The sequence below is a fragment of the Chryseobacterium sp. JUb7 genome (assembly GCF_024806495.1).
In the GTDB taxonomy this organism is placed as follows: Bacteria; Bacteroidota; Bacteroidia; order Flavobacteriales; family Weeksellaceae; genus Chryseobacterium.
Genome location: NZ_JANUFF010000002.1, coordinates 60,099 through 85,662, shown reverse-complemented (window position 1 = coordinate 85,662; position 25,564 = coordinate 60,099). Strand labels below are relative to the sequence as shown.

Below are 25,564 nucleotides of genomic sequence, written 5' to 3'. Positions count from 1 at the left end.
TAAACACGATGAAAAAAAACGAAGAAAAAATAGATGTCTTAGAAAGAATTGCGAATGGCATTACTTGGTGGATCGGTTCGATTCCATCATTGATTGCACATACAATATTTTTTATTACTTCTTTTTTATTACCCTTACTTAAGATTGTAGAATTTGATAAAATGCTTCTTATTCTTACAACAGTAGTTTCTCTTGAGGCTATTTATCTGGCGATATTTATTCAGATGTCAGTCAATAAAAGCCATGAGAAAATTGAAGATATCCAGGAAGATATTGAGGAAATCAGTGAAGATATTGAAGACATTCAGGAGGATATCGAAGAAATCAGCGAGGATATTGAAGAGATCAACGAAGATATTGAGGATATTCAGGAGGATATTGAAGAAATTAATGAAGATGAAGAAGATGAAGATCATATCGAGAGAGCGAAAAATGTTATGCTAAAAAGCAATATCAATTCAAATAAAAACGAGATTAAGACATTAAAGGATAAAATTTTAGAACTTCAAAATAAAATTGAAGAACTGAATAAAGATTAATATATTATATCATATTGATTTATTGTAGTATAAATTAAATATGTCTTTTGTTATTTTAATTAAAATTTTCTTCAAAATTTATAATTCACTATTTTAGAGACTTTCTAAATAATTTAATATTTGAAAATAATATTTTAATAAACTTCATATGAGCTTTATTAAAATATTGTTTTCTTTTTTTTTATATAAAATATTACACATTAAAGGGTGATTGGCTTCATTAATTATAATTTAATCATAAATAAATATTTTTAGTATTTATGTGAAAATAATAACAAAAATGATGAATTATAGATTGAAAAATTATCTTTTACTCTTATTGTTCCTGATGGTTTCAGTTTCAGTTTTTTCACAAAAAATATCCCGGAAGTTAATCCCGGAAAAGCCTACAGAAGCAAGTTTGATGGCGGGAGCATTTATAGATATTAATGATCCTTCGTATGCTCCTTCTGCCTATACTATTGATGATCTTGTCAAAAAAATATTAATTGCGGGAGGTTCGAACTGTTTTATTCCTAATGTTTCAAATGTTGCGTTATATCCTAATCATCTGGTTTCAAATAACAACAGGGCATGGGGATATTTCCATCGGGGAACTACCAATTTTCCTTTTGAAGACGGAATTGTGATAACGAATGGTAATGCCCGAATGGGAGGTAATTCTTTTCAGCAGACAGTAAGCACGGGATTGTTTTCGGGTACTGATGCTGATTTACAGACGGCAATCAATCCGGGAGCTCCAATCCGTGATGTTGTTTTTCTTGAATTTGATTTTGTACCAACGAACAGTCAGCTGACGTTTAATTATATTTTCGCCTCCAGAGAGTACAGTCCATATTATGCATGTGGAAATTATACAGATGGATTTGCTTTACTGATCAAGAAGAACGGTGATCCGGCTTATACCAATATGGCGATTCTGCCAGGCGGGGCAGGTCCGGTAAGTATTAAGAATATTCTTCCTTCCGATTTTGCCTGCGGTCCTGTTAACGAACAGTTTTTTGGAGGTTTAAACACAGCAATGACGGAAACCAACTATCGCGGCAGGACGGTTCCTTTAACTGCTACGGCTGCGGTTGTGCCTGGTGAAACATACCATTTTAAAATGGTAATAGGGGATGTTGGAGATTGGTTTGAAGATTCTGCCGTATTTATAGAAGGCGGTTCTTTCGAAATTGGACTGGGGATAGTGGATGCCAATGGAAATCCGCTTTCTGATACCATTGATATCTGTGATAATGTTCCTAAAGCTTTAGTCGCTCAGGGAGCAAGTAATGTTCCCGGTGCGGTTATTCAGTGGTACTTTAACGGAAATCCCATTCCAGGGGCAAATAATACAACTTATATGGCAGATCAGGCAGGTTTTTATGAGGTGAAAACTTTCGTGTCTGGTAGTGAATGCCAATCGGCAAGTATTACTGTGAATACTGTTTCGGGGATTTATTCCAATCTTCAGGGTGGTCAGATATGTTCCGGAGATCAAATTCTGCTGGATGCCGGATCAGGAACAAATTATACCTATTTGTGGAGCACGGGAGCGACTACCCAGACCATTACTGTAAATACTCCCGGGACTTATACGGTGACAATAAGCAATGGAATCTGTTCCAAAACTTTTACAACACAAGTGATACAGGCTCTTGTTCCGGAGATTGTAAAGATAGATTACAATCATGGAGTAATGACTGTCACTGCAACAAATCCAAGCAACGGAGAGCTGGAGTACTCTATAGATAATGGTTTTACGTGGCAGTCATCAAATGTTTTTACGAATGTTATGAAAAATACGGAGATTCCTATCCGTGTTCGTGTAGTGCGTACAAGCTGTGAAGTATATGTGGCTTATTTTACTTTTGCAATGCAGAATATAATTACTCCCAATAGTGATGGAGTCAATGATTTTATTGATTTTAAAGGAGTCAGTGATTATAAAAATTTTAAAGCAGTGATTTTTGACCGTTATGGAAAAGAAATATTTAATGCTGATAAAAAAGAAACCCGTTGGAATGGTTTTCTTCTGGGACGACCTCTCCCGACAGCATCTTACTGGTATCAATTGGAGTATCAGGATCCCGTGAGTAAAAGCACCGTTTTAAAGACCGGCTGGATTTTACTGAAAAATATAAAATAGAATTTTTAATAGGAGAAGACTGATATTTTTGGTCTTCTTTTATTATTTCTTAGATAGATTATCTGCTATTTGTTAAGATTTGAAATAAATTAAATTATTATTGATAATTAGAGGGTTTGTATTCAATTTTTAATTCAAAAAAATAGTATTTTTGAACAAACAACAATAAAATGTTAAAATTTATGTTGAAAAACTACTTTTTCTTATTAGTATTTGTGTTGGTTTCAGGGTCTTTATTTTCTCAGGAAGCTCCCAGAAAACCACCGAAAAATGTCTCAGCAACGTTCAATAAAAAATCAGGAGTGTATATTGATGTGAATGCTGCTTCTTACGCTCCTTCTGGCTTTACACCTGAACAGCTGGTGAAAGATATTCTTATCAACGGAGGAACGAGCTGCTCGACTCCCAATGTAAGTAATGTTACAGTGTCTCCAGATCATTTGGTCACGAATAATAACAGATTCTGGGGATATTTTCATAAGGCTTCTACCAATTTTCCTTTTAAAGACGGAATTATCTTATCTACGGGGAAAGCAAAAGACGGAGGGAATACTGCAGTATTTGCGAGTTCAACAATTGGGACAGGAAGTGATGCAGATCTTATAGCAGCGATTAATCCTACGGTTACAACGCAGGATGCGGTTTCTTTAGAATTTGATTTTGTACCGAACTCCAATCAGATAAAATTTAACTATATATTTGCTTCGGAGGAGTATACAAGTAATTACCCATGTAGTTATTCAGATGGTTTTGCTCTTTTACTGAGACCTGCTGCGGGTGGTCCTTATGTAAATATGGCAATTCTTCCGAATAATGCAGGTCCTGTGAGTATGACGAATATTCACCCGGAAATTACAGGTTTTGGAGGATGTAACGCAATCAATCAAAATTACTTTGCAGGATATAACAGTAATCCCAATATTGAAACAAACTATGAGGGAAGAACGGTTCCTTTAACAGCGGTGGCGGATGTAATTCCTGGTCAGACCTATCACTTTAAAATGGTATTGGCCGATGCAAAAGACCCGTCTTATGATACGGCTGTTTTCCTGGAAGGAGGATCGTTTGATATCGGGATCAAAATTACAGATGGCAACGGTGTTTTACTGCCTAATACGATCAATATGTGCGACAATACTCCGCAGTTATTGAAAGCACAGGTTTCTACCGTTCCGGGAATGACTTTCCAGTGGTACAAAGACGGAGTTGCAATTCCGGGAGCGACTAATATAACGTATACAGCTACACAGCCCGGAGTATATGAAGTCAAAGTTTCAGTACCGGGAAGCCAGTGTCCGGGATCAGCAACAATTACGATTGTGGGAGGAACAAGCCCTACGGTTCAGAATGCGACATTAACAGCTTGTTATACGACTGGAAATGCTATTTTCGACCTTACTTCGGCTCAGTCATTTATCAGTACTACTTCAGGTGCTGTATTTAAATATTATGTGAATCAGGCGGATGCTGTTGCCGGAAATACTTCCAATATTGCTGCTCCGACATCATTTTCAAGTGCAGGAGCACAGACTATTTATGTGAATGTTTCCAAAGGTTTCTGCTCTAAAGTAGCACAGCTTCAATTGGTGAAAGCAGCACAAATGACAGCTACTATCGCTGCTCCTGAAAAAATTACCTGTGCAAGCCCACAGATCACATTGAATGCTTCTACATCGGTATATGCTGCAGGTTCTACATTTACCTGGGCTGCTTCTGCAGGAGGAAATATTGTTTCAGGCGGAAATACGCTGACCCCTGTTGTAAATTCGGTAGGAACATATACTTTAACGATTACGAAGTCTTATCAGCCTGGCGGAACATGTACGGCTACAACCTCTGTAACTGTTTTGGAAGATAAAGTGAAGCCTGTTATTACAGCAGTTGCTCCGAGATATAAAATCTGTCAGGGCGAATCTGTGATCATTACTGCAACCGGAGCTGTTACTTATGCCTGGTCCGGACTTACAGGAAACGGAGGTACACAGACCGTGAGCCCGAATACAACAACAACTTATACCGTTACTGGAACAGCGGCAAACGGATGTCAGGCTGCGGTTCCTGCGACAGTTACGATTGAAGTGGTACCGGCTATCGTTTCAAATGTAAAAGGAGTGCATATCTGTGTCGGAGATAATATTACTCTTGACGCAGGTACAGGTCCAAATTATAAATATGTATGGAATACAGGGGCAACGACTCAGACTATTACTGTGGCAACACCGGGAGCTTATTCTGTAACGATTGATAATGGAGTATGTTCAAAAATATATACCGTGCAGGTTATTCAGGCAGTGGTTCCTCAAATTACCAAAGTAGACTACAACAACAACGGTAATATGGTGCTTACGGCGAGCAATCCAAGTAACGGACCTCTTGAATATTCAGCAGACAACGGAATGACCTGGCAGAATTCGAATATATTCACCAATATTCCTAAAAATAAACTGATTACCATCAGAGTGAGAGTTAAAAATACAAGTTGTGAAGGATTTTTAGAGTATTTCACTTTTGTAATGCAGAATGTAATTACTCCGAATGGTGATAACAAAAACGATATCATCGATTTCAGGGGAATTAATATGTATAAGGATTTCAAAGCTTCAATATTCGACCGGTATGGAAGAGAGGTTTTTAAAGCTGAAAAAATAACACCGTATTGGGACGGGCACTTCCAGGGGAAACGTCTTCCTACGGCATCTTATTGGTATCAGATTGCATTTGAAGATCCGGCAACAAAACAGATTGTTGTAAAAACAGGATGGATTTTACTGAAAAATTTTGAATAAAATAATAAGTATAGATAAAAAGGCTAACGATTTGTTAGCCTTTTTTCGTATATAGAGGAAAAGTAGAATTGATATTTTACTATTAATAAGATTATATTAATAACAATGTAAATTGTTAAGACGTAAATTTCAATCAAAAAAAATAGTATTTTTGTTTAAAATAATATAAAATGTTAAATAGGAGGACAAGAAGTTTATTTTTGGCTTTGTTTTTTGCTTTCATCGGTACCTTTACTTTTTCGCAAAGTAGAGATAGGGTGGGAACGGTTCAGAGACCTTCATCTCAGTCTATGAAAGCTGGAGCATTTATAGATGTGAATGCAGCAGGATATCCGGCATCAAACTATAATATTTCACAATTGGTAAAAGATATTTTGATCTCCGGTGGATCAGCCTGTTCCAATGCGAATGTAAGTAATATCACTGTTTCTCCTAATTTAGCAGTAGGTGCTACCAACAGAAGTTGGGGGTATTTTAATAAAGCAGCCACCAATTTCCCTTTTGCAGAAGGAATTGTGCTTACAACAGGATATGCCTCAAAAGCAGGAAATACATTTCAGGGAACTCTGAGTGATGTTTTGCCAAGTGGCGGAGATGCTGATCTTGCGGCGGCTTTAAATGTTCCTATCAGCATGTTAAAAGATGCTACTTCTATAGAATTTGATTTCGTTCCGAACTCTACAGAAGTAACTTTCAGATATTTATTTGCCTCAAAAGAGTATCAGAATAATTTTACATGTAATATTTCAGATGGTTTTGCTTTATTGCTTAAAAGATCAACAGATCCTACATATACCAACTTAGCGGTTCTTCCCAATAATGCCGGACCGGTAAGTGTTACCAATATTATTCCAGCAGGAATGGCCTGCGGACCCAAAAATGCACAATATTTCGGAGGTTTAAACAGCCCTCAGATTGAAACCAACTTTAACGGGCGTACTGTACCGTTGACAGCAAAAGCTACAGTAATACCTGGTCAGACCTATCATTTTAAAATGGTATTGGCTGATTATGATGATACAAATTTTGACTCTGCAGTATTTTTGGAAGCGGGATCTTTTGATATCGGTGTTCAGATTTTAGATCCGGCAGGAGTAGCTCTTCCGTCATCTATTAATGTTTGTGATAATGCGCCTCAGACGTTCACTGCTTCTACCCAGTTTGCAAGTGCAACATATATCTGGTCTCTGAACGGAACTCCTATTCCCGGAGCAACTGGAGCAAGCTATACGGCAACACAGCCCGGTGTATATACCGTTCAGGTTTTTATTGCTGGAAATACGTGTCCGGGTAGCGCAAGTATAACTGTCGTAGGCGGAACAAGTCCTACAGTTCAGAATGCAACATTAACAGCGTGTTATACTCCGGGGAATGCTACCTATGATTTAACATCTGCACAATCGGCCATAAGTACAACGCCGGGCGCAATATTTTCTTATTATGCCAACCTGGCGGATGCCAACGCAGGAAATACGAGTACTATTGCTACTCCTACCGCTTATTCAAGTGCGGGTGGGCAGACCGTGTATGTACGGGTAAGAACGGGTTTCTGTTCAAAAGTAGCTCAGTTGCAACTGGTAAAAGCACCCCAGGTGACAGCCACCATTGCTCCGCCGACTGCTTTAACCTGTACTAATTCACAGATAACTTTAAATGCCTCTACATCTGTATATCCCACGGGATCTACATTTAACTGGACAACAGTAGGAGGAAATATTGTTTCAGGAGGAAATACTTTAAACCCTGTAGTGAATGTAGCAGGAACATATACACTTACTATTTCAAATACTTATCAACCGGGTAATGTGATTTGTAATGCGACGGCAACTGTCACGGTGACTGGAGACAGTGCGCCGCCTACAACAGGTCTGACTGCAACAAAAATATTAATCTGTAACGGAGAATCAGTTACCCTGACTGCTTCCGGAGGAGCAACATATAATTGGACAGGGTTAACCGGAACAGGAAATACACAGACCGTTTCTCCAACAGCTACGACAACGTACACCGTAACTGCCGTTGGAGCCAATGGTTGCGTTTCTCAGAATCCGGCAACAATTACGATTGAAGTTTCTCAGCCGATTACCGTTCAGAATGCAACATTATTAAAATGTTATGAGCAGGGAGGAATCACTTATGATTTGACTTCAGCTCAGTCACAGATAACTTCAGCGGGTACTGCCACGTTTGCTTATTATGTACTTCAGGCAGATGCCAACGCCGCAAATACGAATACTATTCCAATACCTACAGCTTATGTAAGTGCAGGGAATCAGACGATCTATGTATTGGTGAAAAACGGAGGATGTAGTTATGTAGTTACCCTGCAGCTATTATCAACCCCTCAGACAACATTAACAATAGCGACGCCACAAACAATAACCTGTACTACAAATCAGGTCACTTTAAATGCATCGGCATCTGTTGTTCCTACTGGCTCTACTATTACATGGACGACTACAGGAGGAAATATTGTCTCCGGGGCAAATACATTAACTCCGGTTGTAAATGCTGGCGGAGCTTATACTTTAACAGTTTCAAATGTAACCCAGCCAGGAAACTTAAACTGTACTTATACTGCTACAGTAAATGTTGCTCAGGATACAACGCTGCCTGTAGCTACGGTTGTTTCTTCAGTTCCAAGAATTTGTGTGGGAGAATCTCTTACATTAACAGCTTCAGGAGGAGTAACTTACAACTGGGTAGGATTGACAGGAAATGGAAATACCCAAACTGTTTCTCCTACGAATACAACTACTTACACGGTATATGCAGTAGGTGCTAACGGATGTGTATCTGCTAATCCTGCTACGGTAACCGTACTTGTCGGACCACCTGTTGCTGTGATAGCTGCCTCAAAAACAAAAATCTGTGCGGGAGAATCGGTTACTTTAACAGCTTCAGGAGGAATTACCTATAACTGGATAGGTCTTACAGGAAATGGGAATACCCAAATTGTTTCTCCTACAATAACAACTATCTATTCTGTGTATGCATTGGGAGGAAACGGATGTAGTTCTGTTAATCCGGCTACTCTTACGATTGAAGTAGTGCCTGCTATTGAATCTACATTGGAGGATGTATATGTATGCGAAGGAGATACTGGTGTTTTAGACGCCGGAGCAGGACCTAATTATACTTATGTATGGAGTACGGGAGCAACGACACAGACAATATCTACAAATGTTGTAGGAACTTACTCAGTGACGATAAGCAATGGAGTGTGTTCTAAAGTATACACTGCACAGCTATTGAACCCTGATCTGCCTAAGTTTACAAATGTTACCTATCTCGATCATGTACTTACCTTAACCACAACGAATCCTACAGGAGGAGTTCTTGAGTTTTCTATTGATGGAGGAGTGACATGGCAGGCATCAAACGTTTTCTATAATGTATTGAACAACACGAATTATAATCTTAAAGTAAGAGTAAAAGACGCTAACTGTGATACATCATTGGATTTCTATACATTCTTTGTTATTAATGTAATTACGCCAAATGCAGACGGTAAAAATGATGTGGTAGACTTCTCAGGAATAAGCAACTATAATAATTTTGCGGCTTCTGTTTTTAACCGATATGGCCAGGAAATGTTTAAAGCTACCAAGTCTGATGCAGTATGGCGAGGCAGTATCAGAGGTGTTAATTTACCTACGGCTACTTATTGGTACAGAGTTCAATGGGAAAACCCTGCCAGCAAGAAACTTGAATTAAGAACAGGATGGATTTTATTAAAGAATAGAAATTAATTCGAAAATTAACGAAAAATTAAAAATAAAATTTATATAATTCTAAAGTCTCTCATATTTGGGAGACTTTTGTTTTTTATGATAAAAAAAGTTAAATATCTATGTGGGATGTATAAAAAAAAATTAAATTTGTTGAAACAAAAATATTATGAAGAGATATCTACTACTACTTTCCTTATTTTTAGTCTCGTCCAATTTTCTTTTTTCACAAAATCTTCCACCCAGAAAAGTTAACATGAAGCCAAGACCCGGCTTAGATAAAAAAGCAGGTGCTTTTATCGATGTTAATGCTCCTTCTTACGCTGCAACAAGTTATAATATCACCCAATTGGTGAAAGATATACTGATTTCATCAGGTACCAACTCTTGTGTGACACCCAATGTTTCCAACGTAGTGGTAACGCCGGGGCTGGCGGCAAGTAATAACGACAGAGCCTGGGGATATTTTCATAAAGGAACTACCAATTTTCCTTTTAAAGATGGTATTATCCTGATGACCGGTAAAGCTGCCGAAGCGGGAAATACATATATTGATGTAAATACACCTATCAGTACCGGTGGTTTCAATGTAGGAACCGGAAGTGATCCGGATCTGGTTGCTGCGACCAATCCTATAGTTCCCTTACAGGATGCGGTAATATTAGAGTTTGACTTCGTACCTACGTCATCTCAGGTTAGATTTAATTATCTATTTGCTTCCGAAGAGTATACCGGAAATTTCCCTTGTAACTATTCGGATGCATTTGCGCTGTTATTAAGACCATCTACAGGAGGTCCTTATCAAAATATGGCCGTTTTGCCAAGTGGGGCCGGTCCGGTGAGTGTAACCAATATTCGTCCGTCAACTCAGTTTAGCGGAAATCCTCTCAACTGTGCTGCTGTAAATCCAGCATTTTTTGCAGGATATAATACCGCAAATATAGAAACCAATTTTAGTGGTAGAACAATTCCTCTTACTGCTACGGCTACAGTAACGCCAGGGCAATCTTACCATTTCAAGATGGTTCTTGCCGATGCTACCGACAGAAGTTATGATTCTGCAGTATTTCTGGAAGGAGGATCTTTCAATATTGGGGTAGAGTTATTAGATCCTACAGGAGCTACTTTACCCGATCAGATCAATGTCTGTGATAATGTTCCTCAGGTGATTACGGCTTCTGTAAGCGACCCGAATATGTCTTATCAGTGGTTTTTCAATGGTACACTAATACCAGGAGCAACTACCAATGTCATTACCGCTACTCAATCAGGAAATTATAAAATTCAGGTGACTTATCCGGGAAGTCCATGTCCGGGAGAGGCAACCATCAAAATAAACGGAGGCGAAACTCCTGTTGCCAACGACGCGACATATCTGCTGTGTACAACTCCTGATATTACAACTTATGACCTTTCAGGGGCGATGCCGTTAATCAGCACAACGCCGGGAGCTATATTCCGTTTTTACGTCAACCAGGCAGATGCTGTGGCTCAAAATGCAAATTACATTCAGAATATTTTAAATTATAATGGCAATGATGGTCAGATCCTTTATGTAGTAGTTTCTAATGGAGGCTTCTGTAGTAAAACGATAGAATTAACCCTACAGAAAGAACAAACCCCTACAGCGCATGTAGTGGCTTCAAAATTAAAAATCTGTCCGGGAGAATCAGTGGATTTAACAGCGACCGGAGGAACGACTTATTTATGGAGTAACTTCCTGGGAACGGTAAATGCTCAGACTGTGACTTTATACAATACCACTACATTTACGGTATATGCAATCGGACCGAAAGGATGTAAATCTTTACAGCCTGCTACCATTACTGTTGAGGTGGTTCCGGAAATTGTTTCTTCACTAAAAGATGTTCAGGTATGTTTGGGAGACAGAGTAGTTTTAGATGCCGGAGCAGGACCTAACTATAAATATTTATGGAGTACAGGAGAAACCACTCAGACGATCGTAGTAGATCAGTGGGGACTGTATACCGTAGCGATTGATAACGGATATTGTACAAGAACTTTTGAAGCTAAGGTTGCAGCACCGGCTCTTCCTTTTATTACAAACATAGATTATGGAAGTAATACTTTAACCGTTACAGCAGAAAACCCTCCAATGAATAATACACCTACTACATTAGAATATTCTGTTGATGGAGGAGTAACGTGGCAGGATTCAAATGTATTTAATGGATTACAAAATAATACCAATTACAATATTCAGGTGAGAAGAGTAGGGACACATTGCGTGGGGACTCTGGATTTCTATACCTTCAATATTTCGAATATCATCACGCCAAATCAGGATGGTATCAACGATGTGCTTGATCTTACGGCTTTAGGCAGTTTCAAAAACTTTAAAGGATCTGTTTACGACAGATACGGATCTGAAATTTTCAGATTTACAAAAGATACTCCGATCTGGGATGGTACGCTTGGTGGTAAGAAACTTTCTACCGCAACGTACTGGTACAAGTTCAATTTTGAATATCCAAAATCAAAAGCTCAGATGAACTGGTCCGGATGGATTATGCTAAAAAACAGAGAATAATATAATTCAGATAATGCAAAACAAAAAAGCCTTTCAATTTGATTTGAAAGGCTTTTTTATTAAATTGGAAGTTAAATCAGGAATAAATTATTATTGATTTTCTTTCCAAAGTATGGTAAAGTTGATAAAATCCGCAACACTTAACTCTTCAGCTCTTTTATCCATGAATTCATGAGTTTTCAAAGCTTCAGGAATGTTCAGGATTTTTAAAGCATTAGACAGCTTTTTTCTTCTTTGATTAAATCCTGCTTTTACAATTTGTTTAAACAGAACTTCATTTCCGGCCAAGCCTTCTTTAGGATTTCTTGTCAGTCTTATTACCCCTGATTTTACCTTTGGAGGAGGGTTAAAAACATTTTCATGAACCGTAAATAAATACGAGGTATCATAATAGGCCTGTATTAAAACCGAAAGAATTCCGTAGTCTTTTGTTCTCGGAACGGCAGCTGTTCTCTCGGCTACTTCCTTTTGAAACATACCCACCATTTCAGGGATCAGTTCGTAATAATCGATGATTTTAAATAAAATCTGTGAAGAAATATTATACGGGAAATTACCAATAATAGCAATCTGTTCTTCATTAATAAAGTTGAAATCCTGCTTTAAGAAATCTCCTGAAAATGTGTTTTCAGTAATGCTCGAATAGTTGTTTTTCAAGTATTCAATAGATTCGTTATCTATTTCTGCAAGATAGATGTTCTGGTCTTTTTCCAAAAGATATTTGGTAAGAACTCCCATTCCGGGACCTACTTCCATGACATTCTTATAGCCTTCAAAACTAAGACCTTCTACGATTTTTCTTGCGATGTTTTCATCCGTCAAAAAGTGTTGACCAAGATGTTTTTTTGCTTTTACACTCAAAGTTTTTTATGATTTTATTAACAGTGATTTTCTCTTTTTCGTTCCCAAATTTCGGAAGTTTTTTTCTATTTTAGCCAAAAATTTTAATATTAATGGCTAAATCTGTAGATGAATTTAATAAGAAAAGACTTCGGTCTAGCAATATTACTGTAGTAATAAGTATTGCCTTAGTGTTATTTTTGTTGGGATTAATGGGACTTATTTTAATTAATGCTCAGAAATATTCCGACTATATCAAAGAACAGCTTGTTGTGAATGCGTACTTTGATGAAAATTATGATGCTAAAGATTCTTTAAAAATCGCAAAAATGGAGGCCGAGACCTTCAAAGAGGTACAGACTTTAGCTCCGGTAAAAAAAGCCACTTACATCACAAGAGAAATGGCTGCCAAAGAAGCTAAAAAAAGTATGGGAATCGATAGTGATGCACTTTTCGAAGAAAATATTTTTCCATCTTCCATAGAAATTGCCCTAAAACCTGAATTTGTAGATCCTGCAAAAATTGATCAGGCTATAAAAGCGATCAAATCTGTTCCGGGGATTATTGATGTTAAAAACGACAGCACCCTGATGGTGGATGTTTATAACAACCTGAGCAGAATTTTAAAATGGATCTTAGGATTTTCTATCCTGTTCCTGGTATTGGCTGTGGTTCTGATTAATAATTCAATCAGGCTGAAGATATTCTCTAAAAGATTTATCATTAAAACCATGCAGCTGGTAGGAGCAAAGAGAAGATTTATTCTTAAGCCTTTCATTATCGAAGCGGTTATTTTGGGAGCCATTGGTTCTGCTATCGGACTTCTGGCATTATGTGGAATCTGGTATTATTTTACAAGCCAGATCGGTTCAGCATTCGTTCAGGATAATCAGCAGTATTTCTGGTTGGTGATATTGGTATTCGGAGTGGGAATATTTATTTCTGTACTCAGTACAATTGTGGCAACCTGGAGATTCTTAAAATCAAACGTTGACGATTTATATTACTCTTAAAAATGAGCAAAAAAACAAATAAATTTTCCGCCGCAAGTTTTGGTAAGGAAACTACTGAAACTCCACAGGAGAACACGTTCTATTTCGGACAGCAAAACTTTAAGTGGATGCTTATCGGTCTTGCTTTTATTGTGGTAGGTTTTCTACTGATGATGGGATCTGATGCCAACACTGTAGATGGTAAATTTGACCCGAATTCCTGGAATGACGGTATCTTCTCAATCCGAAGAATCAGAATTGCTCCGCTATTTGTGGTCATAGGATTTGTGATTGAAGGCTATGCGATTTTAAAAAGAAAATAACAATAAACTTATTTTGAAGATTAAGAAATGGCGAAATTTAGAATCATCTGAATTTCAAAATCTCTTAATCTTTAAATTTTTAGATAGACTATGGATTTAATCAAAGCAATTATTATTGCCATCATTGAAGGACTAACAGAATATCTGCCAATTTCTTCAACGGCACACATGGGCTTTACAGCCAATTTAATGGGCTTACCCGAAGATGAGTTTTTAAAGATGTTTCAGGTTTCCATTCAGTTTGGAGCCATCCTTTCGGTCGTGGTAGCGTATTGGAAAAAATTCTTTGATCTTAATAATCTTAAGTTTTATTATAAATTAGCTTTTGCGGTGATTCCTGCATTGGTTTTAGGATATTTACTGGATGATAAAATTGAAGCGGTTCTTGGAAATCAGATTGCTATTTCATCTGTTTTGGTATTGGGAGGAGTGGTTCTTTTATTTGCCGATAAATGGTTCAAAAACCCTAAAATTAATGATGAAAAAGGAATCTCCATTAAAAATGCAGTCACTATAGGCTTCTGGCAGTGTCTTGCGATGATGCCGGGAACGAGTAGAAGTGCAGCTTCTATCATTGGAGGTATGGCACAGGGATTAACAAGAAAAGCTGCGGCTGAGTTTTCATTTTTTCTGGCAGTACCTACCATGTTGGCGGTGACGGTATATTCGGTTTTTGTGAAAACATGGGGTAAGGAAACAGCTAATCCTCAGAAAGGATATGAAATGATTATGGCTTCACAGGATCACATTACAATTTTTATTGTTGGAAATGTAGTGGCGTTTATTGTTGCTTTAATTGCAATTAAAGCTTTCATTGAAGTGCTTAACAAGTATGGTTTCAAACCTTGGGGATGGTATCGTATTTTTGTAGGAATTGCTTTATTGATTTACTTTTATTTTTTCAAATAATCAGATTAAAAAATTACTAATTACCCATTACCTATAAATTCATGACAGCTGAAGATCTGCAATCAGGATACATATTTTTATTAGACAAACCTTTGGACTGGACTTCTTTTCAGGCAGTCAATAAAATGAAATATAAACTCAAGAGAGAGTTTAATCTGCCTAAAAAATTCAAAATCGGTCATGCCGGAACTTTAGATCCGAGAGCCACAGGACTCCTTATTGTTTGTTGTGGAAAATTCACCAAAAAGATTTCCGAAATTCAGGATGCGCCAAAAGAATACTGGACTGAAATAAAAATTGGAGTTCAGACAGAATCTTATGACACCGAAAAGCCTGAAATCCTGCAACAGGATATTTCAAAGGTTACCGAGGAATTGGTTAAAGAAGCTTTGGAAAAATTTGTAGGAGAGATAGATCAGAAGCCACCCGTATTTTCAGCGATAAAAATTGATGGACAAAGGGCTTATAATCTGGCAAGGGCAGGAGAAGAGGTAGAAATGAAATCCAGAAAAACCACTATTTTTTATATTAAAGATATTGAAATTAATTTTCCATTGGTAAGTTTTACCGTAGGATGTTCAAAGGGAACTTACATTCGCAGTCTTGCTCATGATATTGGCCAGGAATTGGGTGTTGGCGCCTATCTTACACAATTAAGAAGAACAAAGATCGGTGATTATACCATCGAAAATGCAACAGATCAGTTTTTGGAAAGCGAATTCAGATTTGAAAGCTTATGATGAAAAAGTTACTTTTTCTAATGACTTTCAGTATTTCTGTGTTTACTTTTTCACAAGATAAAGAAACAAAAAAGCAGAAGATGGATTTCTATTTCAATCCTTCTTTACATATGGGTTTCAATCTGGCGAAGGAAAAAGAAATACCCAATAATTCTCAATATATTCAGCCTAAAGCGCCTCATAAACTCACATATGGAATTACAGCAGTGGGAGGTTATAATTTTCTTCCTAACTTTGCACTTGGAACAGGTTTAAGATATAGCTTTATTGAAGATAATTATCATTTGGTTTATTGGGTTATTCAGCCGAAGTTTATTTTTGCACCCGGTGACCGCCCTTTTTATATAGATGTTAATTATGGAAAACAAATCAATAATTCTGTAGTGTCCGATTCTGAATTTTGGGGCTTGAGACTAGGGATGCAGGTATCTTATTCAAAAAGATTGAGTCAGGAAGGAGGTCTCGTTTTTGAAAACCACAAATTAGGAAATTCAAATCCATTCTTTATTGGATTAAGTTATGGAGTGACTATTTTCAGCAATAAAAATTATACAGGTTACGGAGAAGATTAATGGAAAAAACACGTATTAATAAGTATTTATCAGAAGTTGGATATTGCTCGAGGAGAGCTGCCGATAAACTTTTGGAAGAAGGCAGAATAACAATAAATGGTACTATTCCTGAGCTGGGAACAAAGGTTTCCGATGAAGATGTAATTGAAGTTGACGGAAAGCCGATCCGTGAACCGGAAGAAGATCATGTATATATTGCTTTTAATAAACCTGTAGGTATTGTTTGTACCACAGATACAAAACGGGAGCAAAATAATATCATTGAGTACATCAACCATCCCAAAAGAATATTTCCGATCGGAAGATTGGATAAGCCGAGTGAAGGACTTATTCTGCTGACCAGCGATGGAGATATTGTAAATAAAATACTGAGATCTAGAAATAATCACGGAAAAGAATATATTGTAAGGGTTGATAAGCCTATTAATCCAAGATTTCTTGAAAAAATGCGAAATGGAGTTCCTATTTTAGACACTGTCACAAAAAAATGTGAAGTGGAAAAAATAGATGATATGAACTTCAGAATTGTTCTTACCCAAGGGTTAAACAGACAGATTCGAAGAATGTGTGAACATCTCGGATATGAAGTGAAAAAACTGAAACGGATTCGTGTTCTGAATATTAAACTTGATGTCCCGGTAGGAAAATGGAGGGACTTGACAGATGAGGAACTTTCCCAGCTAAATAAACTTCTTGAAGGGTCAAGCAAAACTTTTGATTAAAAGCAGGATGATATTAGCAAAAGTGTATTGATTTGTATTTTTCGTTAATAATGCTTGGAGAGCTTCAGTATGACATTGCGAATACGAACTGCTTGAAATTTTTAAAGCAACGGTCAAAATTTTACACTTTGAAATTTCAAACTGACATTGAATATGCGAGCTGTTTTTTTGATTTTCAAAATACTGCTATAACGATTTATGCTTCGGGAATCTCATGGACATTATATCTACTTTAATTTTTAAAGAGTAAGTATAACGGTGTCATGCTGAGGCTCTCGAAGCATTTTTGAAATTAAAAATGATAGACGGATCATTTCAGATACCATTTCATTCTAAGTTCATATTCAGGTTTTATTTTCAGCAATTTCCAGATTTTCTTTTCATCCTTTTCGCTGATTCTGTAAAAAATAATTCTATCTGCTGAATATTTGAAATAAGGATGGTTTTTCAGCCACTCTTCAGGAGCTTCAGATAATGTATATTTGATGACGTTTGAGGTGTTAAGTTGAGCCGTAGATAATAGTTTTTGCATTAATTCTTTATCAATATTATAAGTCGTTAAAATTTGATCTTTATTAACGAATCCACCGAGTTTTTTTCTAAAACCAAGCATTGATCCGGCAGCTTTTTCATCAAATCCGAATTCTAAGAGTTGTTTAAAGGTCACTGTATTCAAATCAACTTTTGAAAAGTCTGTTTTTTCCTGTTTCATTTCAGACTTTTCATTTTCAGTTTTTGTCAAAGTTGAGGGATTAAGTTGGATATAAGGCTTTATTTCTTCAAATTTTTCAGCGGAGATGACGAAACACTTTTGGATATCTTCTATATTTTTAAAGCTTCCTTTCAGGTTTCGATCCCGATAATTAACAATCACTTTTGATTGTCCTTGTGAAAATCCTAAGCTTTGCCACCCCTCAATATCCAATGTGTTTGGATCAAACACATGATATCGGATTTTGTTTTTTCCGACATTTGTATTTTTAGTATAATTTTTAAAATGCTCCGGTGTTTTTTCCTGAAGAATTAAATAAGGAGCGAGCTTTATATAATTTTCGTCATTAATGATGAAGCATTCTCTAAATTTTTCCTTGCTTACAAAACTTCCGCCCAGATAATTTTTATATTTTAAAATAGCCTCTGCTTGGCGTTCACTGAATCCCAATTTTATCCAGTCGTTTTGGGAATAATGATCAGGGTTAAAACTATTTCTAATGATTAAAGATTTGCCGTCGAAATTTTTAAAACCGGAAGATTTTGCTTCTTTATTGGTCTCAGGAAGCAGAATGTAAGCTTCCAATTCTGAATATTTCTCAGAAGATACAGCGAAACATTTTTTGAACTGCTCTTTGGAAATGAATTTTCCTCCGACAATTTTTTTATAATTAAGGATCGTAGATATCTGTTTTTCTGTAAATCCTAATTGTTCCCATTGTGTATTATCAAGGTCATTGGGGTTAAATTCGGCTAGATTTATACGAATATTATTTTCAGAGATAAATTTCACACCGGAAAAATCTTCTTTTTCTTTGCCTGTGAATTTTTGAAAAACAAATAAAATAATCAACAGCATTCCTAGAAATGCAACTTTTTGGTAATAGCTTTTTTCATCATAGAGTAAACTTAATGATAATATGATTTATTAGCAATGAGTGAGTTACGTTTAAATTGTTTTGAACTATAATTTAAGCTCTATCGTTAAAAAAATAAACTGAAAAAATGTATAATAAAGATTCTTTAAAGAACAAAAAGGTGTGGTGTAATCTAAAAAAAACAGGCAGTAAATAAATACTGCCCATTAAATATAAATATGTGTGAGATAGGATGTTGTTTTTTATTCATCAAATTCTACAATTAGTTGAACGTGAGAAGTTGTACTTGCCGGAGTATAAGCACGGTCGTTCCACCTTCTGTTTACATCTGATGCTAAGGGCAATACTTCAGTGGCTCCCTCAGTGTTGCTGGCATTATTAGGTTCACCTGGGCTAAACCAGTGTTCTACAAATGGAAAGTTTGCATTAGCATCCCAGTTTCCAATGAAATCTTCTCCGGTTATCCATTGAAATATAACAGGGTTTCCAGGGGTTTGTATTTTTCGGTAGCCAATCCATATGCTTCTGTCTAAATTATAACCTGTTGAGGCATTAACGATGTTTTGATTTACCCAGACTCTTTCCGCATCTGAAGTTAGTGTAGTCATATAGCCACCGATTTCTGCCGCTAATAGAAATGCCTGGGGCCAACTAAGTGACTGTGTATATCTGTAAGCACAATAATAATGATCATTATCACTAAATTGTTTACAGCCTAGTTCTGTGATTGCACCTCCGTTAGGAGTTGTCGCGGTAAGATCTCTGTCTGCTACCGGTACGGGTTCATATCCTAAAGTATAAGTGTTCACTGCATTCGGAACATGGTAATTATAAAATTCAGCTATCGTTCCGATTTTTTTTATATTACCGTTGCTGTCTTTTACAACAAGGCTATCATTAATATCTCCATCAGGGATATCTCTAACTCTTAAAGTTCCATTAATATCAAGTGTGGAAGTAGGTGTTAAGGTGTTGATGCCTACTTGTGAAAACGCACAGGTTGAGAATAGCATTATTGATAAATTTATTATCATATTAATTGTATTTTTCATAACATATTATATTTTGGTTGAAACAAAGGTAATTATAATTAATTATTATTGCAATATCAATAATGATATTGCTTTATTTTAAAATGAAATTATTCACTTTTGATTGAAAAAAAATCTTTATTGCTATCTATGTAAGTAAATTTTGAAGTAATGAGATTTAATAAGGCGAAAAGTCATCTTAATTATCATCATAGTAAACATAATCAGGATGTCAAATACTGTACACTGCAAAAAAAGCATCCGTTCGGATGCTTTTTATATTATTTAATGTAGAAATTATTCAGTGTCTTTCTCAGCCAGAGAATCTTTAAGTTTTAAAAGCTCGGCCCGGATAAACTCAAGTCTGTCTATTATCGTTACTGTTTCGGAAATTTTACTGTTTGTGGTCAGTGCAATACGGGCGCCATCAAGAGTGTAGCCTTTTTCTTTTACCAGGTGATAGATCATCTGGAGATTTTTAATGTCTTCAGGTGTGAAATATCGGTTTCCTTTCTTATTTTTTTTAGGCTTAATAATAGGGAATTCCTGTTCCCAATAACGTATCAGTGAGGTGTTTACATCGAAAGCTTTTGCTACTTCTCCTATTGAATAATACAGTTTATCGGGTAAGTTTATTTTCATTTTTAGAATCCTAATGTTCAAAGATAAAAATTTTTAAAAAACACAACAAATATATAGAGCGGTATTATGCTTTTAAACTGTTTATTATAAAGGATTTTTGACAATATTATTTTCGTTAATTTTGATTTAAATTAAAAATAAAAAAATGGATTCTATCTCGGTGCTTCATATTGATCTTTTTAAGGCGGGTAAGGATACTTCTGATTTTTATTTTAACACGATGAGAAACCATCTGGTAGTGGGACATCGTCATCTTGAAAAGCCGCATCGTCATGATTTTTATGCGACTATTCTATTCACTGAAGGAACGGGTGTTCACGAAATAGATTTTCAAAGATATAATGTTTCTAAAGGAAGTCTGTTTTTTATGTCTCCCGGGCAGATTCACAGTTGGGAGCTTTCGGAAGATATTGAAGGATATATTTTCTTTTGCTCGCAGCAGTTTTATGAAATACATTATGTCAATCAGAAATTGAGGAATTTTCCTTTTTTCGGTTCTGTAACTTCCCCCAGGAAACTTCAGCTAAATGCAGATGAGTTAAACGAAAAACTGTCTCTGTTTCTGGAGCTTCAAAATGAATATCTTTCTCAGGGTATCATGAGGAATGGTTTGATTCTTTCATTGATGTCTCAGATTTTCATTCACTCGGCAAGACAGTTTTCAAAAGATTTTGATCATCTTGCTTCATCAGCAAGCCTTTCTTACTTTAAGCATTATCAGGATTTTGAAAATCTGGTTGAACAATATTTTACTGCTGAAAAATCAATCGCATTTTATGCTTCGATGATGGGGATCTCGGCCAAGCATCTCAATAGAATTATTCAGACTGTTGTTCAGAAAACGGCGACTGATGTTATTACAGAAAGGGTTGTTTTGGAAGCAAAAAGAATGCTGATGTATCTTGATGAAAGTCTTGTGGAAATTGCATTCAGATTGGGGTATGAAGAATATTCTTATTTTGTGAGAGTATTCCGAAAAACTTCCGGAATGACTCCCACGCAATTTATAAGGAAATATAAGGCTTAGTTTTGGCTATTAGTTTATCATTATAGTAAAAGTTTGAATGGTCCTTCAAATACCGTTTCGAAAGAATCGAGCATTTCCCCCTTTTCATCAAACACACCAATCTCCATATTCTGTTTTGATAGTTTCATATCTTTTTCAGGAAATGTAATGTTGATATTTCCTTTCAGCATTTCATCACCTTTTAAAATAATTTTATCCGAACCGAAATAATTGATCTCTGCATTATTGGGGTGTAAAACTTTGATGGTTAATACCTTTTTCTCATTGGTTTTGTTGAGTAGAGTATAGATAAATGTATTGGTTATTTTTCCGTCTTTGATGAAAAATGTAGATCCGGCAGGTTTTATAAATTTGGCTTCCATAGAACCTCTGTCGTACATTAAAAATCCAAGAAAACCGATTAACAGAACTAGAAAAGCGGCAGTAGCTTTCATTCTTGAAGTAAATTTGAAATTCTCCTGATTTTCAATTTCAGCTTCTGTAGCATATCGGATTAGACCTTTAGGGAGCCCTACTTTTTCCATTACCTCGTCGCAGGCATCGATACAGGCGGTGCAGTTGACGCATTCCAGCTGTTGTCCGTTTCTGATGTCAATACCAGTGGGACAAACTACGACGCACTGATGGCAATCGATGCAATCTCCTTTTCCAACAGCTTTTCGGTCTTCATTATTTCTCCATTTCGAACGCCCTTCACCTCTTTTGAAATCATAGTGTACATTGATGGTTTGCTTGTCTATTAGCACTCCCTGAAGTCTTCCGTATGGACAGATGAGTGTACAAACCTGCTCACGAAGCCATGCAAAAACAAAATAAAAAGTCATGGCAAAGCCAATCATTCCTAAAAATTTTAAAGAATTATCGACAGGTCCTTCTATCATTATTCTGAAAACTTCTTCATATCCGACAATATAGATAAACATGAAATGAGTAATTATAACCGAAATTAGTGCAAATACCGACCATTTAGTCACTCTTTTTCTGACTTTTTCAGCATCCCATTCCTGTCTGTCGAGTTTCATCTGTTTATTTCGGTCCCCTTCGATCCAATATTCAATTTTTCTGAAAACATTTTCCATAAAGATAGTTTGCGGACAAAGCCAGCCGCAGAAAATTCTTCCAAAAACGACCGTAAAAAGCATGACGAATATTACTGAAGTGACTGCTCCCAGAGCCAGAATAAAAAAATCCTGAAGATAAAACGGCTGACCCAGTAAGAAAAACTTTCTATCTATAACATTAAATAAAAAGAAAGGATTATTATTGATTTTTATAAAAGGCAGCCCAAAAAATAAAATCAGCAGAGCATAACTTGTATAGTTTCTGTAGTTGGTGTATTTTCCTTTTGGTTTTCGGGGAAATACCCATTTTCTTTTTCCGGCCTGATCCATTGTGCCCACCGAGTTTCTGAAATCTTCATAATCTATTTCTGAAGTTTGAAAATTATCGGACTGTACGCTCATCGTCTTAGAGTTTTAATTGAAAGTTGTAAAATGAATACTTTTATTTTGAATAAATACTCATTTTAATGTGTTTTGGAATTGATATTTATTTCTTATCTATTCCTCTGCAAAGCTCTTTATTAAATGCTTTATTTACTAATATTATCTACTTCTTAAATAGTACAATTGAGACATTTGTATTTTTGTATTTTAATGTTTCAAAATGAGAAAATAATCTTTGAAACCGGATTTTCTTATCGTAAATTGCGTCCGCTAATTGATACAGAATGAAGAATATCCTAAAAATAAGTTTAGTTGGTTTGGTTTTCGCATTAGTAAATTGCAAATCAGTAAATTATAACACAATGTTTTATGATGGAATAAAACCGGAGAAAGTTTCGGATAAATTTAGTTTTACGGAAGGGCCGTCTTCGGATAAAGAAGGGAATGTATATTTTACAGACCAACCGAATGATAAAATTTATTATTGGGATTGGAAAACCAATAAGGTTGTTGAATTTTTGAACAAAACCGGAAGGGCTAATGGGACTCATTTCGACAAAGATGACAACCTGATCACCTGCTCTGATGACAACGGTGAAATCTGGAAGATATCGAAAGATAAAAAAGTTCAGATTCTTTTAAAAAACTTCGAAGGGAAAAGATTAAATGGCCCTAATGATGTATGGAATGACGAATTCGGAGGAATGTACTTCACCGATCCTCTTTATGAAAGGGATTATTGGGTGAATTTCAAAAAAGAAACTCCCAACAAGAGTTTGTATTACAGAAATAAAGCCGGGAATGTCGTTAAATTGGAAACTTTTACTCAGCCTAACGGCATTGTAGGCAGCGAGAAGTTTAAAAAATTATATGTTTCGGATATTGATGCTGGAAAAACTTATGTATATGATATTCTTGGCGAGGGAAAACTGTCCGAAAAAAGACTTTTCTGTGAAATGGGTTCAGATGGAATGGCTTTAGATAAGCACGGAAATCTGTATCTTACCGGAAAAGGAGTTCATATTTTTAATAGAGAGGGAAAGAAAATTTATCATATCCCGATTGAAGAAGAATGGACTTCAAACGTGACTTTCGGAGGAAAACATAATGATATTTTATTTATTACGGCATCAAAATCGGTGTATACTTTGCCGACTAAAGTAAAGGGAGTGAAATAATATTAAATGTCATTGCGAGAAGCAAAGCGACGAAGCAATCTCAATTTATTAAAGACTAATTTATTTTTTGAGATTGCTTCACCTTCGGTTCGCAATGACAATTTTCTTTATTAATAGGCCACTTCCATTTTCACTTTCTTGCCTTTTAATTTTTCGTGACTCAATCTTTTCAAAACATCGTTCACTCTATTTCTTGCAACGGCAACATAAGAAGTGTTGTCTTTTACTTCTATCAGCCCAAGTTCTTCTTTTTGAAGATCACCTTTTTTAAGTAAATATCCAACAATATCTACTTTATTCACTTTGTCTTTTTTTCCGGCACTGATGTAAATCGTTTGGAAAGGTGTTTTCTCAGGAATTTTATTGAATCCGATAACACTTTCTTCCGGAGTATCATTTTTAATGAAAGGGAAATTATCTTCTGCTTTCATAATTAAATAGGCAAATCCTTTCGCATTCATTCTTGCGGTACGACCGTTTCTGTGAATAAAAGCATCTTCTTTTGGAGGCAGCTGATAATGAACGATTGATTCAACCTCGGGAACATCCAATCCTCTTGATGCAAGATCGGTTGTAATTAAAATTCTCGCAGAATCATTTCTGAATTTCAGTAATGCACGTTCTCTTTCGTCCTGTTCCATTCCGCCGTGGAATGTTTCTCTGTCAATTCCTTTTTCAGCTAAAAGATCGGAAATACGGTCAACGGCTTCACGGTGATTGCAGAAAATCAAGGTTCTTTTATTTCCTATTTTACAAATCAAATTAAATAAAGTATCCAGTTTTTCCTCAGAAATAGTCATTACTTTTCGCAACTGAATATCCGGTTTTACGTCACTTAATTTTAGAAAATCAACCAGTTTTTCATTTTTTAATCCTGTAAACTTCGGAATTTCATCCATCGCTGTTGCAGAGGTTAAAATTCGTTGTGATAAATCTTTCAATGAATTGGAAATAAATTCCATATCATCATGAAAACCAAGCTCCAAAGCTTTATCAAACTCATCCAAAACCAAAGTCTGAATCGTTTTCGGATCAAAATTGTTGTTTCTTAAGTGATAAACGACTCTTCCCGGAGTTCCGATTAAAACAGCTGGTGCTTCAATTAAATTATTAACTTCAATTTTTTTATCATGACCTCCATAGCAAACAGAAACTTTAAAATCTGTTCCCATCGCTTTGAAAACCTGCTCGATTTGCAAAGCCAATTCTCTCGCCGGAACCAAAATCAGAGCCTGAATTCCAGACGCATCTTTTTTCAGATTTCGAAGAACAGGAAATAAAAAAGCCAGTGTTTTCCCCGAACCGGTAGGAGAGAGTAAAACAACATCCTGCTGATTTTCTGTTGCTTTATATGTAGATTTCTGCATCTGATTCATATCCTGAATCTGCAGTTTTTGATAAATTGATTGTAGTTCCATGGTGCAAAGATAAGGATTTAGTTGATGGTTGCTGGTTACTCGTTCTTAGTTCTAAATTTAATGTTTTTTGGATGTCATCTACAATAAAGGGCAACGAAAGTAAAGAATCTATAAACCAGCAACTATTTTGAAGCTTTTCCGGCTTTTCACTATATCTTTTGGGTTACAGCCTCCGCTTCGCTCCGGCCGCAAACCAAAAGGATGCCGTTGCAATCCGGGCTAGGATTTAGGTTTGTGATAGCAGTGGTCTGCAATACCATCTATTTTTGTCTGGGCTTTGAACTCTCTTTTTTTCTTAATAATGAATGCTTCTACAGGCTCAGCATGACATCTCTACTCCTAACGGCTTTTAATAGTGTTTGATTTTCAGTGAGTTGTGCTTGTTTTGAGAATGATGG

At 36.2% G+C, this 25,564-nt stretch carries 19 protein-coding genes; 13 read left to right on the top strand and 6 right to left on the bottom strand.

Going from position 1 to position 25,564, the window contains the following annotated elements:
- Positions 1-8: 8 nt before the first annotated feature.
- From M2373_RS03995 to M2373_RS03975, 5 genes are all read left to right on the top strand, one after another.
- The gene (locus tag M2373_RS03995; RefSeq protein ID WP_259107789.1) at positions 9-539 is read left to right on the top strand and encodes a DUF1003 domain-containing protein; all 531 of its coding nucleotides are present in this window, start codon (positions 9-11) and stop codon (positions 537-539) included.
- Positions 540-819: 280 nt separating this feature from the next.
- A complete protein-coding gene (locus tag M2373_RS03990; RefSeq protein ID WP_259107786.1) occupies positions 820-2,670 on the top strand; it encodes a choice-of-anchor L domain-containing protein in 1,851 nt (616 codons plus the stop codon).
- A 182-nt stretch (positions 2,671-2,852) separates the two neighbouring features.
- Positions 2,853-5,456: a choice-of-anchor L domain-containing protein gene (locus tag M2373_RS03985; RefSeq protein WP_259107783.1), complete on the top strand. Its 2,604-nt coding sequence runs from the start codon at positions 2,853-2,855 to the stop codon at positions 5,454-5,456.
- A gap of 170 nt (positions 5,457-5,626) precedes the next feature.
- A complete protein-coding gene (locus M2373_RS03980) occupies positions 5,627-9,208 on the top strand; it encodes a choice-of-anchor L domain-containing protein (protein ID WP_259107781.1) in 3,582 nt (1,193 codons plus the stop codon).
- A 148-nt stretch (positions 9,209-9,356) separates the two neighbouring features.
- On the top strand, positions 9,357-11,738 hold the full coding sequence (locus M2373_RS03975; protein ID WP_259107779.1) for a choice-of-anchor L domain-containing protein: 2,382 nt from the start codon (positions 9,357-9,359) through the stop codon (positions 11,736-11,738).
- Between the two features lie 90 nt (positions 11,739-11,828).
- Here the strand turns inward: M2373_RS03975 and rsmA are convergent, their stop codons facing one another.
- Positions 11,829-12,599, bottom strand: coding sequence for a 16S rRNA (adenine(1518)-N(6)/adenine(1519)-N(6))-dimethyltransferase RsmA (gene rsmA / locus M2373_RS03970; RefSeq protein ID WP_259107776.1), 771 nt, complete (start codon positions 12,597-12,599; stop codon positions 11,829-11,831).
- Between the two features lie 92 nt (positions 12,600-12,691).
- Between rsmA and M2373_RS03965 the strand changes: the two genes are divergently transcribed.
- From M2373_RS03965 to rluF, 6 genes are all read left to right on the top strand, one after another.
- The gene (locus M2373_RS03965; protein ID WP_259107774.1) at positions 12,692-13,591 is read left to right on the top strand and encodes an ABC transporter permease; all 900 of its coding nucleotides are present in this window, start codon (positions 12,692-12,694) and stop codon (positions 13,589-13,591) included.
- Positions 13,592-13,593: 2 nt separating this feature from the next.
- A complete protein-coding gene (locus M2373_RS03960) occupies positions 13,594-13,893 on the top strand; it encodes a DUF3098 domain-containing protein (protein ID WP_259107772.1) in 300 nt (99 codons plus the stop codon).
- Between the two features lie 90 nt (positions 13,894-13,983).
- On the top strand, positions 13,984-14,802 hold the full coding sequence (locus tag M2373_RS03955) for an undecaprenyl-diphosphate phosphatase (protein WP_259107771.1): 819 nt from the start codon (positions 13,984-13,986) through the stop codon (positions 14,800-14,802).
- Between the two features lie 41 nt (positions 14,803-14,843).
- Entirely contained in the window at positions 14,844-15,542 is a 699-nt protein-coding gene (truB, locus tag M2373_RS03950; RefSeq protein WP_259107768.1) for a tRNA pseudouridine(55) synthase TruB, read from the top strand.
- Positions 15,542-16,114 carry a hypothetical protein gene (locus M2373_RS03945; RefSeq protein WP_259107765.1) on the top strand — a complete coding sequence of 191 codons (573 nt, stop codon included), beginning with the start codon at positions 15,542-15,544 and terminating at the stop codon, positions 16,112-16,114. Before truB ends, M2373_RS03945 begins: the two co-directional genes overlap by 1 nt.
- Positions 16,114-16,836, top strand: coding sequence for a 23S rRNA pseudouridine(2604) synthase RluF (gene rluF / locus M2373_RS03940; protein WP_259107761.1), 723 nt, complete (start codon positions 16,114-16,116; stop codon positions 16,834-16,836). The genes M2373_RS03945 and rluF overlap by 1 nt, the downstream gene beginning before the upstream one ends.
- A 310-nt stretch (positions 16,837-17,146) precedes the next feature.
- Here rluF and M2373_RS03935 read toward each other — a convergent pair whose 3' ends face one another.
- From M2373_RS03935 to M2373_RS03925, 3 genes are all read right to left on the bottom strand, one after another.
- The gene (locus M2373_RS03935) at positions 17,147-18,406 is read right to left on the bottom strand and encodes a helix-hairpin-helix domain-containing protein (RefSeq protein ID WP_259107758.1); all 1,260 of its coding nucleotides are present in this window, start codon (positions 18,404-18,406) and stop codon (positions 17,147-17,149) included.
- A gap of 261 nt (positions 18,407-18,667) precedes the next feature.
- Entirely contained in the window at positions 18,668-19,477 is an 810-nt protein-coding gene (locus M2373_RS03930) for a C-type lectin domain-containing protein (RefSeq protein WP_259107756.1), read from the bottom strand.
- A gap of 276 nt (positions 19,478-19,753) precedes the next feature.
- Positions 19,754-20,098 carry a MerR family transcriptional regulator gene (locus M2373_RS03925; protein ID WP_259107753.1) on the bottom strand — a complete coding sequence of 115 codons (345 nt, stop codon included), beginning with the start codon at positions 20,096-20,098 and terminating at the stop codon, positions 19,754-19,756.
- A 145-nt stretch (positions 20,099-20,243) separates the two neighbouring features.
- Here M2373_RS03925 and M2373_RS03920 point away from each other — a divergent pair, with 145 nt between their 5' ends.
- Positions 20,244-21,125: a helix-turn-helix transcriptional regulator gene (locus tag M2373_RS03920; protein ID WP_259107750.1), complete on the top strand. Its 882-nt coding sequence runs from the start codon at positions 20,244-20,246 to the stop codon at positions 21,123-21,125.
- Positions 21,126-21,145: 20 nt separating this feature from the next.
- Here M2373_RS03920 and ccoG read toward each other — a convergent pair whose 3' ends face one another.
- Positions 21,146-22,588 carry a cytochrome c oxidase accessory protein CcoG gene (gene ccoG, locus M2373_RS03915; RefSeq protein ID WP_259107748.1) on the bottom strand — a complete coding sequence of 481 codons (1,443 nt, stop codon included), beginning with the start codon at positions 22,586-22,588 and terminating at the stop codon, positions 21,146-21,148.
- Between the two features lie 266 nt (positions 22,589-22,854).
- Here ccoG and M2373_RS03910 point away from each other — a divergent pair, with 266 nt between their 5' ends.
- The gene (locus M2373_RS03910) at positions 22,855-23,748 is read left to right on the top strand and encodes an SMP-30/gluconolactonase/LRE family protein (RefSeq protein ID WP_259107746.1); all 894 of its coding nucleotides are present in this window, start codon (positions 22,855-22,857) and stop codon (positions 23,746-23,748) included.
- A gap of 110 nt (positions 23,749-23,858) precedes the next feature.
- Here M2373_RS03910 and M2373_RS03905 read toward each other — a convergent pair whose 3' ends face one another.
- Positions 23,859-25,166: a DEAD/DEAH box helicase gene (locus M2373_RS03905; RefSeq protein ID WP_259107744.1), complete on the bottom strand. Its 1,308-nt coding sequence runs from the start codon at positions 25,164-25,166 to the stop codon at positions 23,859-23,861.
- Positions 25,167-25,564: the final 398 nt, after the last annotated feature.